This window comes from Bradyrhizobium sp. 31Argb (assembly GCF_043638955.1).
Classification (GTDB): domain Bacteria; phylum Pseudomonadota; class Alphaproteobacteria; order Rhizobiales; family Xanthobacteraceae; genus Bradyrhizobium.
In genome coordinates this window covers 34746-50525 of the sequence record NZ_JBEGDB010000004.1, presented here as the reverse complement: position 1 = coordinate 50525, position 15780 = coordinate 34746, and the positions used below count along the sequence as shown (strand labels likewise).

General features: G+C 63.3%; 9 protein-coding genes. 5 read left to right on the top strand and 4 right to left on the bottom strand.

Translation table 11 applies throughout. The features are described from left to right. The first annotated feature begins 14 nt into the window (after nucleotides 1-14). The 4 genes from AAFX91_RS01465 (at nucleotide 15) to AAFX91_RS01450 (ending at nucleotide 4711) form a co-directional block, all read left to right on the top strand. The gene (locus AAFX91_RS01465) at nucleotides 15-1154 is read left to right on the top strand and encodes an acyl-CoA dehydrogenase family protein (protein ID WP_282526370.1); all 1140 of its coding nucleotides are present in this window, start codon (nucleotides 15-17) and stop codon (nucleotides 1152-1154) included. Between the two features lie 17 nt (nucleotides 1155-1171). Then, a complete protein-coding gene (locus AAFX91_RS01460) occupies nucleotides 1172-2347 on the top strand; it encodes an acetyl-CoA C-acyltransferase (RefSeq protein ID WP_394565344.1) in 1176 nt (391 codons plus the stop codon). 22 nt (nucleotides 2348-2369) lie between these two features. Next, nucleotides 2370-3380 (top strand): NAD(P)H-dependent flavin oxidoreductase, encoded by a 1011-nt coding sequence (locus AAFX91_RS01455; protein WP_394565343.1) that lies wholly within the window; start codon nucleotides 2370-2372, stop codon nucleotides 3378-3380. Between the two features lie 125 nt (nucleotides 3381-3505). After that, on the top strand, nucleotides 3506-4711 hold the full coding sequence (locus tag AAFX91_RS01450) for an ABC transporter substrate-binding protein (protein ID WP_394565342.1): 1206 nt from the start codon (nucleotides 3506-3508) through the stop codon (nucleotides 4709-4711). 130 nt (nucleotides 4712-4841) lie between these two features. Here AAFX91_RS01450 and AAFX91_RS01445 read toward each other — a convergent pair whose 3' ends face one another. Beyond that, nucleotides 4842-5669, bottom strand: a complete 828-nt coding sequence (locus AAFX91_RS01445) for an enoyl-CoA hydratase-related protein (RefSeq protein WP_130576757.1) — start codon at nucleotides 5667-5669, stop codon at nucleotides 4842-4844. A 182-nt stretch (nucleotides 5670-5851) separates the two neighbouring features. Between AAFX91_RS01445 and AAFX91_RS01440 the strand changes: the two genes are divergently transcribed. After that, complete coding sequence (locus tag AAFX91_RS01440; protein WP_394565341.1) at nucleotides 5852-6877, top strand: aldo/keto reductase; 1026 nt, start codon at nucleotides 5852-5854, stop codon at nucleotides 6875-6877. Nucleotides 6878-6922: 45 nt separating this feature from the next. On the opposite strand, the gene fabF is transcribed toward AAFX91_RS01440, so the two are convergent. From fabF to AAFX91_RS01425, 3 genes are all read right to left on the bottom strand, one after another. After that, on the bottom strand, nucleotides 6923-8185 hold the full coding sequence (gene fabF, locus AAFX91_RS01435) for a beta-ketoacyl-ACP synthase II (protein ID WP_394565340.1): 1263 nt from the start codon (nucleotides 8183-8185) through the stop codon (nucleotides 6923-6925). 166 nt (nucleotides 8186-8351) lie between these two features. After that, a complete protein-coding gene (locus tag AAFX91_RS01430; RefSeq protein WP_394565339.1) occupies nucleotides 8352-9587 on the bottom strand; it encodes a GTP-binding protein in 1236 nt (411 codons plus the stop codon). A 6-nt stretch (nucleotides 9588-9593) separates the two neighbouring features. After that, nucleotides 9594-14558 (bottom strand): DUF4082 domain-containing protein, encoded by a 4965-nt coding sequence (locus AAFX91_RS01425; RefSeq protein WP_394565358.1) that lies wholly within the window; start codon nucleotides 14556-14558, stop codon nucleotides 9594-9596. Between the last annotated feature and the right edge of the window lie 1222 nt (nucleotides 14559-15780).

The following is a 15780-nucleotide window of genomic DNA, read 5'->3' as shown; positions in this document are numbered from 1 at the left end:
AGGGAGCCATCGGAATGGACATCCAGTTCACGGAAGAGCAGGAGCTGTTACGGTCCAGCGTGCAGCGCCTGTTGCGCGATCAGTATGATTTCGATGCACGCCGCAAGATCGTCGCGAGCGAGGAGGGCTGGAGCCGCAAACATTGGTCGTCCTTCGCCGAGCTCGGCCTGCTCGCCGCGCCGTTCTCCGAGGAGGTCGGAGGGCTCGGTGGCGGGCCGCTGGCCACTATGATCATGATGCAGGAGTTCGGCAGGCACCTTCTGGTCGAGCCGTTCTTCGAGACCGTCGTCCTTGCCGGCGGCCTGATCGAAGATTTCGGCTCGGCGGCTCAGCAGGCCACGTATCTCCCTGATATCATGTCCGGAGAGAAGGTCTGGGCACTGGCCTGGTCCGAAGGCCGCTCGCGTTACGATCTCGGCCATGTCTCTACCATCGCTCGCCGTGAGGGTGGAAGCTACGTGCTCAGCGGCACCAAGGCAGCGGTCGTGGCTGCGCCCTGGGCCGACAGTCTGATCGTCTCCGCTCGCACCTCGGGAGAGCGGGGCGATCGCAACGGCGTCAGCCTGTTCGTTGTCGATCGCCATTCTCCGAATCTTCATCTGCAAGGTTTCAGGACCATCGATGGCCGGCGCGCCGCCGAGGTCGCGCTGATGAACGTTTCCGTGCCGGCGAGCCAGATGCTGGGACGGGAGGGCGAGGGCGTTGCCGCACTCGAAGCCTGCCGTGACAGCGCCATCGGCGCACTCTGCGCGGAGACCGTCGGCGCAATGGGTGAACTGAATGCGGCGACTCTCGAATACAGCAAGACGCGAAAGCAGTTCGGCGCGACGCTCGGCTCGTTCCAAGTGCTGCAGCACCGGATGGTCGACATGTTCATCGCGCATCAGGAGGCGCTGTCCCTGATGCAGCATCTCAATCTCAGCCTTGCATCGAAGGACGAAGGGGTATCGCGGCTTGCTTCCGGTGCCAAGTCGAAGATCGGCTATGCCGCCAAGTTCGTGGCCGACCAGGCGGTGCAACTCCACGGCGGCATGGGCATGACCGACGAGCTCAATGTCGGCCATTACTTCAAGCGGATTTCATCCATCAACATCCAGTTCGGCGATCCCGCCTTTCATGTCCTGCGCTATGCGCAGCTCGACGCGGCAGCCTGACGAGAAGAGGAAAGCATATGCGAGATGCAGTGATCGTATCGACGGCGCGTACCGGCGTCGGCAAGGCCTATCGCGGCGCACTCAACAACACGGAAGGGCCGACCCTGGCCGGCCACGTGATGGCCGAGGCGGTCAAGCGCGCCGGGATCGAACCCGGCGAGGTCGAGGACGTGGTGATGGGCTGCGCGATGCAGCAGGGCACCATGGTGATGAACGTCGCTCGCAAGGGCGCGACCCGGGCTGGCTTGCCGGTCACCGTCGCCGGCACCACGATCGACCGGCAATGTGCCTCCGGCCTGCAGGCCATCGCGGTCGCGGCGCGCTCGGTGATGCTCGACGGCGTCGAGATCGCGATCGGCGGCGGCATCGAATCGATCAGCCTGGTGCAGAACGAGCACATGAACAGGTTCCACGCCGTCGACGACGAGCTGATGGCGATGAAGCCGGAAATATACATGTCGATGCTTGAGACGGCCGAAGTGGTCGCCGAGCGCTACAAGATTGGTCGCGAGCAGCAGGACGAATACTCGCTCGAGTGCCAGCGCCGCGTCGGCGCCGCATTGCAGGGCGGCCGCTTCAGTGACGAGATCGTGCCGATCACGACCAGGATGGCTGTTGTCGATAAGGATACGAAGGAGGTCACCTACAAGGAGGTGACGCTGACCAAGGACGAGGGACCGCGGCCTGATACGACGGCCGAAGCGCTTGCGAAGATCAAGCCGGTGTTCGAGGGCAGCGCCGGTAACGCCAGCCAGCTTTCGGATGGCGCGTCCGCCTGCGTGATCATGAGTGACAAGGTTGCCGCGCAGAAGGGGCTGAAGCCACTCGGCATCTTCCGCGGCTTCGTTGCTGCTGGCGTCGAGCCGGACGAGATGGGCGTCGGCCCGGTCGCCGCGATCCCGCGGCTGCTCAAGCGGCACAACCTGAAGATCGACGATATCGATCTCTGGGAGCTCAACGAGGCCTATGCAGTGCAGGTGATCTATTGCCGCGACAAGCTCGGCATCAACCCTGAAAAACTCAACGTCAATGGCGGCTCGATCGCGATCGGCCACCCCTACGGCATGACCGGTGCGCGGCTGACCGGCCATATCCTGATCGAGGGTCGCCGGCGCAAGGCGAAATACGGCGTGGTGACCATGTGCATCGGTGGCGGCATGGGCGCTGCGGGACTGTTTGAAATCATCCACTGATCGGGAACGCGGGAGAAACTTCGTGAAGACAGCGATCACTGAACTGCTCGGCATCCAGCATCCGATCATCCAGGGCGGCATGCACTATGTCGGCTTTGCCGAGCTCGCCGCCGCGGTGTCGAACGCCGGCGGTCTCGGCATCATCACCGGGTTGACGCAGAAGACGCCGGAATTGCTCGCCAAGGAAATCGCGCGCTGCCGCGACATGACCGACAAGCCGTTCGGCGTCAATCTCACCTTCCTGCCGAGCTTCACCGCGCCGCCTTATCCGGAATATATCGCCGCGATCCGCGAGGGCGGTGTCAAGATCGTGGAGACCGCGGGCCGTAGCCCCGAGCAGTACATGCCGGCGTTGAAGGCCGCCGGCATCAAGGTGATCCACAAATGCACGTCCGTCCGCCATTCGCTGAAGGCCGAGAAGATCGGCTGCGATGCGGTCAGTGTCGACGGCTTCGAGTGCGGCGGTCATCCCGGTGAGGACGATATCCCGAACATGATCCTACTGCCGCGTGCGGCCGATGAACTGAAGATCCCGTTTGTGGCCTCGGGCGGCATGGCTGACGGGCGTAGCCTCGCCGCGTCGCTCGCGATGGGCGCTGATGGCATCAACATGGGTACGCGCTTTGTCGCCACGAAGGAGGCGCCAGTCCACGACAACGTGAAGCGGGCGCTGGTGGAGGCCACCGAGCTCGACACCCGCCTGGTGATGCGCGCGCTGCGCAACACCGAGCGCGTCCTGAAGAACAAGGGCGTCGATCAGCTTCTCGAGATCGAGCGCGAGAAGGGCGCGAGCATCAAGATCCAGGACATTCACGAGCAGGTCGCGGGCGTCTATCCCAAGGTGATGGTCGACGGCGAGATGGATGCCGGCGCCTGGAGCTGCGGCATGGTGGTCGGACTGATCCATGACATCCCGACGGTGCAGGAACTGATCGACCGCGTCATGACCGAAGCCGAGCAGATCATCCGGCAACGGCTCACCGGCTTCCTCGACGGTGTCGTGGCGGAGGCGCCGGCGCGCGCGGTCGCCTGAGAGGTCTTTGAGGTTTTCGACATGTTGGCTGGTTCGCCTGAGCGGGCGGACCGGGCCGCGGGCGTATGCCTGCATTTCTTTTAAACGATTGGCCTGCGCGTGACAGGCTTTGGAGGGAGGGAAGCATGAAGATGAAATTGAGTGTGGCGGCGGCATGCCTAGCGGCGTCGCTGCTGGCGCTTCCGGCTGACGCCGCCGACGAACCGGGCGTCAGCGCGACCGAGATCAAGATCGGCGGGATCTTTCCGTTCAGCGGTCCGGCGTCGTCGATCGGTCTCGTCGGCCGCGGCGTGCTCGGCTATGTCCAGATGATCAACGATCGCGGCGGCATCAACGGGCGCAAGATCAACTATATCGCGATGGACGATGCTTACAGTCCGCCAAAGGCGGTCGAGCATGCGCGCAAGCTCGTCGAAAGCGACGAGGTCGCCTTCATCTTCAGCCAGCTCGGGACACCAGGCAATTCGGCGACGGCGAAATATTTGAAGGCGAAAGGCGTTCCTTCGATTGCGATCGTCAGCGGCTCGAGCAAGTTCACCGATGTTGCCGAATTTCCGCTAACGACGACCGGGCTCGTCAGCTATCAGACCGAGGGCCGGATCTACGCGAAATTCCTCGAGCAGACGCTGCCGGGCAAGAAATACGCGATCCTGTTCCAGAACGACGATCTCGGCAAAGACTATGTCGCCGCGTTCAAGTCGATCCTGAAGGGCGATTTCGACAAGCGCGTCGTCACCGCAGCCTACGAGGTGACGGAGCCGACCATCGATTCCCAGGTGATCACTCTCAAGAGCTCCGGTGCGGAAGGCTTCTTCATCGCGGGAACGCCGAAATTCGCGGCGCAGGCGATCCGCAAGGCGTCCGAGATCGGCTGGAAGGCGACCGTGATCCTCAATTTCCCGTCGGGCTCGATCGGAGGTACGTTGAAGCCGGCCGGACTTGAGAATTCGAAGGGCGTCATTGTCGGCACCATCAACAAGGACCCGACCGATGGGCGATGGGACGATGACGAGGGCGTGAAGGCCGATCGCGCGTTCTTCGAGAAGTACCTGCCCGGCGCCGACATCCAGAACACCAGCTATCTCACCGGCTATATGCAGGGCATGGTTCTGGAGCAGATCCTGAAGCAGTGCGGAAATGACATGTCGCGAAAGAACATCATCATGCAGGCGAAATCGCTGAAAGACTTTGTGGTTCCGACAGCGTCTCCCGGCATCAAGGCCAATACGTCCGACAGCAACAACATGGTCTGGACGCAGTTGCAGATGCAGCGCTGGAGCGGCACCAATTGGGAACCGTTCGGCGCGATCCTGGATGCGAATTCGGAATGATCTCGCTTTCTCCTGTGAGTGCGGTGAGGAATTGTAGGGTGGGCAAAGCGAAGCGTGCCCACCGTCCACGTTCGGTGCAAGGAAGGTGGGCACGCTGCGCTTTGCCCACCCTACGGCGCCGGTGCGTCTCTTACTGGCCGTGAAATACCGGCTTGCGCTTCTCAACGAAGGCGCGCACGGCTTCGTTGTGGTCGTTCGTGCGCGCCGCGCGGACCATATGCTCGGCTTCCAAATCCATCGAGGTCAGAAGGTCGGACGCAAGGGCGTGGTCGAGATTGTCCTTGATGTAGCCAAGCGCGATCGGCGGCCCATCGGCGAGTTGCTGTGCCAGTTCCAGCGCGGTCGATCGGAGCTGATCGTCAGGGACGACGCGGTTGACCAGTCCGAACGCTTCGCAACGCCTAGCGTCGAGACGTTCCGACAGGAACATCAATTCGCGCGCGCGGGCCGTTCCCGCCAGCCGCGTCAGCAGCCAGGCGACGCCGTAATCGCCGGACAGGCCGATGCGGGCGTAGCCGGTCGCCATGATGGCGGATTCGGCTGCGATCCGGATGTCGCAGGCAAGCGCGATCGCGAGGCCTGCGCCTGCAGCAGGGCCGGGAAGGGCGGCGACGGTGGGTTTGCGGACGGCCACCAGCACGCCGGTGAGCGTGCGCTGCCTCTCCTGGAGAATAGCGACACGCTCCTCCAGCGTCCGTTCGGGCCGGGCAATGCCGCTGCCCATGCCCTTGACGTCACCGCCGGCGCAAAAGGCATTGCCCGCGCCCGTGATCAGGAGGGCGCCAATCTTGGGATCGTCGCCCAGGCTCTTGATCATGCGCCGCAAAGCCGGGGTGAGATTGTCCGAGAGCGCGTTGCGTGCCTCAGGCCGATTCAGCGTCAGGATGGCGACGCGCCCGTCGATCTGGCACAGCAATTCGCCGGTTCCGGTTTCAACCTCGGTCAGATCCTCCGACATGGCAAATGCCCTCACGATTATATTTCGATCATAATATGATAGGGCGAGCCGTGCTGCAATAGAGTGTCAAGTCACTTTGACTCCGCCATGTCATTCCATCCGCGCGCTTGCACCGGTTCCGGATTTGAATACGATCCTGCGATGCCCTTTGGATGGGCATGCACGAAGCGCGGAGAATACAGATGGAATACCGGCGCCTGGGAAAGTCAGGGTTTAGCGTGCCTGCGCTCAGCTTCGGGACCGGCACCTTCGGCGGCGTCGGTCGCTTGGCCCCGTGGGGCAATACCGATGCGACCGAAGCGCGGCGGCTGGTCGACATCTGCCTCGATGCCGGCGTGTCGATGTTCGACACCGCTGATGTCTACTCCATGGGCGAATCCGAACGCGTGCTCGGCCAGGCGATCAAGGGGCGGCGCGACAAGCTGCTGATCTCGACCAAGGCGAGCTTCCGTATCGGCGAAGGGCCGAACGATATCGGCTCGTCCCGTCAGCATCTGCTTGCGGCGGTCGACAGTTCGCTGAGCCGATTGGGGACCGATTATATCGACCTGTTCCAGCTGCATGGCTTCGATGCATTCACGCCGCCCGAAGAGGTGCTCGCAACGCTCGATGTGCTCGTGCGTTCCGGCAAGATCCGCTATGTCGGGGTCTCGAATTTTTCCGGCTGGCACCTCATGAAGGCGCTTTCGGTTGCCGACAAATACGGCTTTCCGCGCTACGTCGCCAACCAGACCTATTATTCGCTGATCGGGCGCGATTATGAGTGGGAGTTGATGCCGCTCTGCCTCGACCAGGGTCTCGGCGCGGTGGTGTGGTCGCCGCTCGGCTGGGGCAGGCTCACTGGCAAGATCCGGCGCGACCAGCCGCGGCCGGAGGTCAGCCGGTTGCCGCAGACGTCTTCCTTCGGACCGCCGGTGCCGGATGAGCACCTCTATCGCGTCGTGGATGCGATCGACGAGATCGCCAAGGAAACCGGCAAGAGCGTATCGCAGATCGCGCTGAACTGGCTGTTGCAGCGACCGACCGTCGCCACGCTGATCGTCGGCGCGCGCAACGAGGCGCAACTGCGCGAGAACCTCGGCGCGATCGGATGGGCGCTGACCAAGGAGCAGGTCGCCAAGCTCGACGAAGCCAGCAAGGTGACGCTGCCTTATCCCTATTGGCACCAACGCTCGACCTTCATCGACCGTAATCCGCCGGCGGTGTAAGACGGGTGAGCGGGGTCGCGCGTGCGACGTCACCCCGCAACATGATCACGTCCAGCGCCGCAGGATGATGCTGGCGTTGACGCCGCCGAAGCCGAACCCGTTCGAGATCGCGTGCTCGATGGCCATCGGCCTGGCTGCTCTGGCGACGAGATCGATGCCTATAGCCGCATCGTCAGGATTCTCCAGATTGAGGGTGGGCGGCGCCACCTGGTCGCGGAGAGCGAGGACGGTGAAGATCGCTTCCAAGCCTCCGGCCGCGCCGAGCAGATGTCCCGTCGCCGATTTGGTTGCGCTCACTGCGAGCTTGCCCTCGCGCCCGAACACCGACTTGATGGCTTCGATCTCGGAGTGATCGCCGGCGGGCGTCGAAGTCGAGTGCGCATTGAGGTGCTGGACCTGGCTGGGCTCAAGTCGCGCCTGACGCAAGGCGAGTTCCATGGCGCGGCGTGCGCCGTCGCCGTCCTCGGGGCCCGAGGTGATGTGGTGGGCATCCGCGGTCGTGCCGTAGCCGATGATTTCGGCAATGGGCCTGGCGCCGCGCTGGAGCGCATGATCGAGTTCCTCTATGACCAGCATGCCGGCGCCTTCGCCCATCACGAAGCCGTCGCGGTCCCGATCGAAGGGACGGGATGCGCGCTCGGGCGTTTCGTTGAAATCGGTCGACAGCGCCCGCGCGGCGGCAAAGCCGCCGAGGCTGACGAGATCGATGCAGGCTTCCGCGCCGCCGCATACGGCGACGTCGGCTTCTCCCGACCGGATCAGGCGCGCGGCATCGCCGATCGCCTGCACGCTCGCGGCGCAGGCGGTGACGGGCGCTCCGATTGGACCCTTGAATCCATAGCGGATCGAGATGTGGCCGGCCGCGAGATTGGCGAGGAACGACGGCACGGTGAACGGTGACAGGCGGCGAACGCCGCGCTGATCGGTGGTGCGCACCGCTTCGACGATCGCCGGAAAGCCGCCGATGCCAGATGCGATGACGGTCGCCGTCCGCTCCATCGCATGGGCATCGGCAGGCGTCCATGCGGCCTGCGCAATCGCCTCGGCCGCGGCGACCAGCGCGAACAGGATGAAACGGTCCATCTTGCGCTGGTCCTTGGGCGGTGCGCCGAGATCGGGATCGAAGCCGCCTTCGACATCATCGGCCTTGGTCGGCACGATCCCCGCGACCCGCGCCGGCAGCGCGGCCGCCCATGCCGGCAGGGCACGAAGCCCCGATCGTCCGGCAAGCAGTCGCGACCATGCGAGCTCGACGCCGCAACCGAGCGGCGACACCAATCCCATTCCCGTAACGACGATGCGGCGCATCACAACAACACCCTATGCTCTTGACCTTGCGAGAACCGTCCGTTCCCAATCGGAACTTGTGTGCTCGCGTGCGGAAAGTCGAGTGGGTGGCGCGCAATTTCATGCTTGACTTGCTTCGCGTCCTTCGCAGCGACAGCGATCCATGCCGATCGGCAGTGCGCCTTCGTCAAGCACCCATGTGCTTCTCATGTTGAGGAGCATTCCAGGGTGGAAAGGGGTCGTCGAGGCTGCGCCAGCAGTCCGGATCGAACCCATTTTCGCAAGGGGTGAGGCAGGCATCGAGCGAGGCGCGGATCTGTGCCTCGTCCATGCCTGAGCCGATGAAGACGAGTTCCTGGCGGCGATCGCCCCAGTCGTCATCCCAATGGCTATTGATCTGCTCCTGAAATTGCTGATGGCTGGGCCATGCCGGCTTCGGAACGGTTGCCCACCAGAAGCCCATCGGCTCGCACCGACGCTGAATCCCGGCCACGGACAGCACACCTACCCAATCCGGACGGGTGGCAAGCCAGAAATGGCCCTTGGCGCGAATGACGCCCGGCCAGGGTTGGTCGAGAAAAGATCGGAAGCTGACTGGATCGAATGGGCGCCTCGCCCGGTACACGAAGCTTGATATTCCGTACTCGTCGGTCTCCGGCACGTGAGAGTCAGGGTTGTACAGCTCCTTGTGCCAGAGCGGATGGGTCGCAGCTCTCGCTTCATTGAAGAGACCGGTGCCGAGCAATGCTTTGGGAGGAATCTTGCCGAAATCGGCTTCGATCTGACGCGCGTCCGGATTGAGTGCCGCAATGATCTTCCGGAGCGACGCGCGCGTCGTCTCCGCCGCTTCCGAGATCTTGTTGATCACCACGACGTCAGAAAATTCGATCTGCTCAACCAGGAGATCGATGAGCGTGCGCTGGTCGTTTCTATCGCGCATCTCGCCGCGCTCGCGGAGCAGTTGACGGCTGCCATAGTCGCCGAGCATGCTCGTCGCATCCACGACCGTAACCATTGTGTCGAGCCGCGCGACATCGGAAAGCGAGACGCCGCCCTCGTCGCGAAAACAGAACGTTGCCGCGATAGGAAGCGGCTCGGCGATCCCGGTTCCTTCGATCAGCAGATAATCGAAGCGCCGTTGTTCGGCGAGTCGCCTGACCTCCTGCAGGAGGTCGTCGCGGAGCGTGCAGCAGATGCAGCCGTTGCTGAGCTCGACGAGGCTCTCGGTCGTGTGCGACAGGTCGGCGCCGCCATTGCGGATGAGGCTTGCGTCGATGTTCAGTTGACTCATGTCGTTGACGATGACCGCGACCCGAAGACCGTCGCGGTTCATCAAGAGATGATCGAGCAGCGTTGTCTTGCCCGCGCCGAGAAATCCGCTCAGCACGGTCACAGGCAGCAGATCTTTCCCGTTCCTTCCCATCGAGCGCTAGCCGACCAGTTGTGGTTGGAACACAACGTCCGCCCAGTAATTGGCCGAGTTGAACGAATTGGTCGGGAATAGCCCGGTCGTGCTGTTGCCGCCATAGCCATAGACGCCGTTGCCGCCCGCGCTCGCACTCGAGGGCGCCGTCAGCGGCCCGCTGGTGACGGGAGAACTGAAGCCGCCGCCGTTCGCCACATACGCACCGGTGGTGTGATAGGACGCGATGTAAGTCGTGTTGGCGTTGATAGAGACAGGCGTCGGAAGCTGAACCGTCTGCCAGCCGCTCGCCGTCGTGTTGGTGAAGGTGGCGGTCGCCAGCCTGGTGCCGGTGGCGCTCCAGAGGTCGACGACATCCGGGCCGGTGTCGTTGGCGCTCCGGTAGAATTTGAGCGCGGTAATCTGGCCGGCGACCGAAGAGGTGAACTTCACCCCAAGTTCAACCTGCTGGCCGTCATTGAAATTCCCCGCTGGCGTGCTGGATGCGCTGAACAGGCTGACCGGTGCAGGCGGGGGCGTGGTGGACACGGCGATATTGAAAGTCTCGCTGGTGGCAGCGCCCGCAAGATCGGTAGCTGTCACCTTGATGCTGGCGGTGCCGACATTGGCGGCCGCCGGCGTGCCGCTGAAGCTGCGTGTGGACGCGTTGAATGAGAGCCAGGTGGGCAGGGCGGTGCCATCGGCGGACGTGGCCGCATAGGTCAGGGTGTCGCCGGCGTCGACGTCAGTGAAGGTGTTGGCGGGCAGCACCAGCGAGAACGACGAGCCGACGGTCGCGTTCTGGTTGGCGGTCTGGGTCGCGAGCACCGGTGCGTCATCAGCGCCGTGAATGGTGATGGTGAGCGTGGTGGTCGAGGTGAGGCCGGCGGTGTCACGCATGGTGTAGCTGAAGGTGTCGGTCACCGTGTTCGTCGACAGCCGCAACGCCTGCACGGCGGAATCATTCTCGTTGATGGTATAGGTGAACGTACCGTTGGCGCTGAGTACGAGGCTGCCGTGCGCGCCGGCGAGCGCGGTGCCGAGCGTGCCCGCTGTCGCACCAAAACTGACCGCGGTGACGGTCTTGGTGTCGCCGGTGTCAGGATCGGTATCGTTGGTGAGGACGTTGCCGGTGGCAGGCGAGCCGCCTGAACCGTTGGCGACGCCACCTTTCTCGGTCGCGTTGGCGACGTCAGCGACAGCCGTCGGCGCGGTGTCCGATGGGCCGCCCGACACTGCGATATTGAAGGTCTCGCTGGTGGCGGCGCCCGCAAGGTCGGTAGCTGTCACCTTGATGCTGGCGGTGCCGACATTTGCGGCCGCCGGTGTGCCGCTGAATGTGCGTGTGGATGCGTTGAACGAGAGCCAGGTGGGCAGGGCGGTGCCGTCGGCGGACGTGGCCGCATAGGTCAGGGTGTCGCCGGCGTCGACATCGGTGAAGGTGTTGGCAGGCAGCACCAGCGAGAACGACGAGCCGACGGTCGCGTTCTGGTTGGCGGTCTGGGTCGCGAGCACCGGTGCGTCATCAGCGCCGTGAATGGTGATGGTGAGCGTGGTGGCCGAGGTGAGGCCGGCGGTGTCACGCATGGTGTAGCTGAAGCTGTCGGTCACCGTGTTCGTTGACAGCCGCAACGCCTGCACGGCGGAATCATTCTCGTTGATGGTATAGGTGAACGTACCGTTGGCATTGAGCACGAGGCTGCCGTGCGCTCCGGCGAGCGCGGTGCCGAGCGTGCCCGCTGTCGCACCAAAGCTGACCGCGGTGACGGTCTTGGTGTCGCCGCTATCGGGGTCGGTGTCGTTGGTAAGGACGTTGCCGGTGGCGGGCGAGCCGCCTGAGCCGTTGGCGACGCCGCCTTTCTCAGTGGCGTCGGCGACGTCAGCGACAGCCGTCGGTGCGGTGTTCGACCCGCCACCCGATCCGGACGGAATGAACACGACATCGGCCCAGTAATTGGAGGCGTTCCAGGTACTGGTGGGGAAGATGCCGGTGGTGTTGGTGCCGCCATAGGAGTAGACGCCGTTGCCGGTGGCGATCGCCGTCAGGGGCCCGTTGGTGACGGCGCTTGTGAAGAAGTTGTTGTTCGCAACATAGGCGCCGGTGGTGTGATAGGAGGCGACGTACGTCGTGTTGGCGGTGAGGGTGACGGGCGTCGGCAGTGCAACCGTCTGCCAGCCGCTGGCCGTGGTATTGGTGAAGGTGACTGTTGCCAGATTGACGCCGGTCGCACTCCAGAGGTCGAGAACGTCAGGACCGGTGTCGGTGGCACTGCGGTAGAATCTGAGCGCGGTGATCTGACCAGCCACGGAGGTGGTGAACTTCACGCCGACTTCAAGCGCCGAGCCGTCATGGAAACTGCCGGCCGGTGTGCTCGATGCGCTGAACAGGCTCACCGGCGTTTGCCCTGGTGCAAGCACGGTGAGGCTGACATTGGCGGTAGCCGTGCCGCCGCGGCCGTCCGAAACCGTGTAGGTGAAGCTCGCGTTGCCGGTATAGCCCGCGTCGGGCGTGAAGGTGATGGTGTTGTTTTGCGGATTGCTCTGCACGTTGAGCGTGACGGTCCCGTGGCTGGCTCCGCTCACCGCGGTGATGGTCAGAGGATCACCATTGGCATCGCTGTCATTGCTGATCAGGGACGCGGCGGTAATCGTAACCGCCGTGTTTTGCGTCACGTTCGGCCCGACGTCGTTTGCCGCCACCGGCGGCACGTTGGTGTTACCCGAGGAGGGGTTGAACATGACGTCAACCCAGAAGTTCGTCGCCTGGAACGTGCTCGTCGGAAATAGGCTGGTGCTGCCGTAGGCAAAGACGCCATTGCCGCTGGCGGGCGCGGTCAGCGGTCCGTTGATCACGTCGGCGGTGAAGAAGTTGTTCGTGTTGGAATAGTGGCCGGTCTGGGTGTGATAGGAGACAGTATAGATTTGTCCAGGCGTCAACGTGATCGGAGTGGAGAAGGTCGCACTCTGCCAGCCGCTCGCCGTCTCGTTGGTGAAGGTGACGGTTGCAAGCTTGACGCCGGTGCTTGACCAGATCTCGCCGGTGTGGGTGCCTGTGTCCTGGCTGCTCTTGTAGAACCGCACGCCGGATGCGGTGCCAGCGACCGAGGTCTGAAACCTCACCCCGAGTTCGACGGCGCTCGCGTCCGTGGTGTTCACGACGGCAGGGGTTGCTAACGGTGAGAACAGCGAAACGTAATTCGGTGCCGCGACGGTAACGGTGCGGCCGGTCGAAGGCGTTTCAAGATTGATGCTGTCGTCGACCGCGCGCGAGAGGATGGTGTAGGTGCCGCTGACCTGCGGCGACCAGGAATAGGTCCAGTTCTCGTCGCCGGTGGCCGGATGCCAGGTCGCGCCATTGTCAGTCGAGACTTCGACGCTGGCGATCACGCCGCCCCCGAGATCCGCGGCCGTGCCGGAGATCGTGACAATGGTTCCTGCAGTAACGGATCCGAGCGGGGTGATCGTGGAGGTCGGCGGCGTGTGGTCTGTCGAGGCGGTGGCAGCGACGAGCCCCGATTGAAGCGTGCCCGGCTGAACGCCCATGTCGGCGAGCGTGTTGACCATCGCCTGTTGCGCGCGCGAATCGGTCGGCGTCGACTGCAGGTCGTGATTGTCGCTCAAGGCCCAGGGCCAAAAGACGGTCCCGGCACCGAAGACCAACGCGCCGCTCGCAGCACGATAGAGCGTGAGGCTGTGCGTCGAGATGCCATTGCCGGTCGTGTTGCCGTAATCGAGCAGATAGCTGCTCACCGGCAGGGTCGTCGAGGAGAGCCGCACCAGGCCCGCGGGATCAAACCCGTTGTCAACCGCGTCGTCCCACTCATAGCCGAGATAGTTCTGGACCAGCGACGCGGTCTGACCGGGCTGCAGATTGGCAATACTGGTGTTGCGCCAGAAGCGCAAATTGGCGTCGTCGTACGGGATTTGGATCGACTGCAGGTTGGTACCGACGTCATCGACGTCGAAAAGCTGTCCAGTGAGCGAGTTCTCCGGATTGCCGCCGCCGATCGCCGGCGGGCTGAAACGCGGGTCGCGGAAAGTGCCTGTCCATTGGTCGGTGGGATCGATCGAGGCGTTCGCCCATGTCTCCTTGTAGGAAATCAACGTGCGATAAGCGCTCGCGTCGCTGCTGATGCTGTTGCCCCAGCGGGTGCGCCAGTAAACTTCGTTGCCGCTCCAGAACATCAGGTTGACGCCGGCATCGCGCGCGGCCTCGACATTGGTACGCTGCTGACCTGACCAGTATTCGTCGTGGCCGGCATCGACATAGGCTTTATGGTTGAGCAGCAGACTGCCGAAACGATCGGCGTCAACTCCCGCCATGTAGGAGACATCGTAACCGTTCTGCTCCAGCCAGTAGATGCCTGCGTATTCGGCGCCGAACAGATAATCCTGCGGCCCGGCAAACGTCCCCACGCCACCCCGTGTGTCGATCGGGCGATTGTAGCTTACCGCGTAGGCGCGGCCGGCGCCTTGGCCCGTCGCAGGCCCGTTGCCGCCGTAGAAATTGGCTCCGCCCCATCCATTGTAAGCCTGCCAGGTCTCGTCAGAGGTTTGGAATACGACATCGCTGTGGCTGCTGTCGTCCCGCACGATGAAGGGGATTTGATTCTCGCCAGACGTTCCATCCAGCCGCGTGAGCTTTGCGATATAGACGCCCGACACGGCATCCGCGGGAACGTCCCAACTCGCCGAGACGGACCAGTTGCCGGCGTCGACCAGTCCCGTCGTATTGTCCCGCAAGGGCGCGGGCTGATTCTGCAAGCCGGTATGATCTATCGTCCCGACCTTTCGGGCACCCATGCCTCCATAATATCCGAGGCGGTAGATATCGATCCTGTAGTGCGTCGAATTGGTATTGATCTTGAAGCTGACCGTCGTGCCGTGATTGACGCTGATGTCCGTGGCGAAGCCCTCGATGTTCGAGTCGCCCGCGCCGTCGATGCCCCACTCGCTTTCGGGATTTCCTTGCTTTTGATTTTCGAGGACCATCGGGTTGGTTGATGTCGCAGCAGCCGTGGCGTTCGTTGTGGCAGCAGCCGTGGTGGTCGTTGTCGCGGCGGCCGCTCGGAGGCCGGGTGATGCCGCCGGCGCGACTTGCGGCGTGGCGGTTATGACCGAGCCGCCCAGAATCCCGATCTGGCCGGTCATTGTGGTGCCGCTGGCGGTCTCTCCGCCGCCAGGGAGCTGCGTCCAGTTCGCCACTGGTGCCACATCCTGCGTCGACATGGCGGCGCTTGTGGAACTGCCGATGAGTCCGGCCTTGTCGGTCGGCACGAAATCGGCTCCGGATCCCCCGCTATGCACCATCTGACCAGCCAACTGCGTCCCGTTGGTGTTGCCCTGACTCATCGCCTGGGTTGGGCAATTGATGTAGCCGCACGAACCGCAGCAAAGCGGTGCACTAGCCGGGGTGGCCACTGCGGGGGTCGTGGGGAGCATGGATCCGGTGATACCCGCGGCAACGGCCGGCGAAGGGGTGCCGCCGAGGATCACGACGGGATTTGACGTTGCGGCTTCAGCCGTCGCGGAGACAGAGGTGGGGCTTGTTGCCGCCGACGCAGCGAGTTCGGCCTTCGCCGCTCCAAGGGACAGAGGCGCTATGAGCGCATGGGCGTTCGCCGACGTTTCCGGCGACCGCAGCGCTGCCAAAGACAAGAACCAGTTTTCGTCTCCCGCAATGGATGCTTCGGTTTCCGGTTTCTTCCCGCGCGGGAGGACGCGTTGCCAATTCTGCAATCCGAGAGCGACACGGCTCCAACCAGAAGCTTCCTCAAAAGCCTTCGTCATATCTGTGTCCTCGAGAAAGAGGGGGAATAAGCCTGAAAAAACCGATCGAGGGGGCAGCCGTCGAGATCGGAAAGGCCTCGGAGCGGCGGCTTCAATGTCAGGGGACCGAGCGCCATCGCGGTACCGCGCGGCCGTGCCGATGGGGATCGTGGGACCGCGACAGGGCGCGTGGCGGCTCGAGAGCTCATGCTTCTCGACACGGCACCCGGCCGTGACTGCAGGCTCGTCTTTGCAGTGGTTGCCGCGACCATGGCACTTTCCCGCTAGCCCCAACGCGATAGGTCGGCTATGAAATTAAATAAGGTATTTAATATTATTTTACCCATTAGTCGAGCGGTAAATTTGCCGCAAAAAATCACAATTAAATCAACGTGTATAACGACATATCCTCAACCTGAGCGGTGTGCGTGTAATACACATATGC

What these genes read in the sequence shown, in the direction of transcription:
- AAFX91_RS01465 (WP_282526370.1), top strand. Translation starts at nt 15, where the DNA reads ATGGACATCCAGTTCACGGAAGAGCAGGAGCTGTTACGGTCCAGCGTG.
- AAFX91_RS01460 (WP_394565344.1), top strand. Translation starts at nt 1,172, where the DNA reads ATGCGAGATGCAGTGATCGTATCGACGGCGCGTACCGGCGTCGGCAAG.
- AAFX91_RS01450 (WP_394565342.1), top strand. Translation starts at nt 3,506, where the DNA reads ATGAAGATGAAATTGAGTGTGGCGGCGGCATGCCTAGCGGCGTCGCTG.
- AAFX91_RS01445 (WP_130576757.1), bottom strand. Translation starts at nt 5,669, where the DNA reads ATGTCGGAGGATCTGACCGAGGTTGAAACCGGAACCGGCGAATTGCTG.
- AAFX91_RS01440 (WP_394565341.1), top strand. Translation starts at nt 5,852, where the DNA reads ATGGAATACCGGCGCCTGGGAAAGTCAGGGTTTAGCGTGCCTGCGCTC.
- fabF (WP_394565340.1), bottom strand. Translation starts at nt 8,185, where the DNA reads ATGCGCCGCATCGTCGTTACGGGAATGGGATTGGTGTCGCCGCTCGGT.
- AAFX91_RS01430 (WP_394565339.1), bottom strand. Translation starts at nt 9,587, where the DNA reads ATGGGAAGGAACGGGAAAGATCTGCTGCCTGTGACCGTGCTGAGCGGA.
- AAFX91_RS01425 (WP_394565358.1), bottom strand. Translation starts at nt 14,558, where the DNA reads ATGGTCCTCGAAAATCAAAAGCAAGGAAATCCCGAAAGCGAGTGGGGC.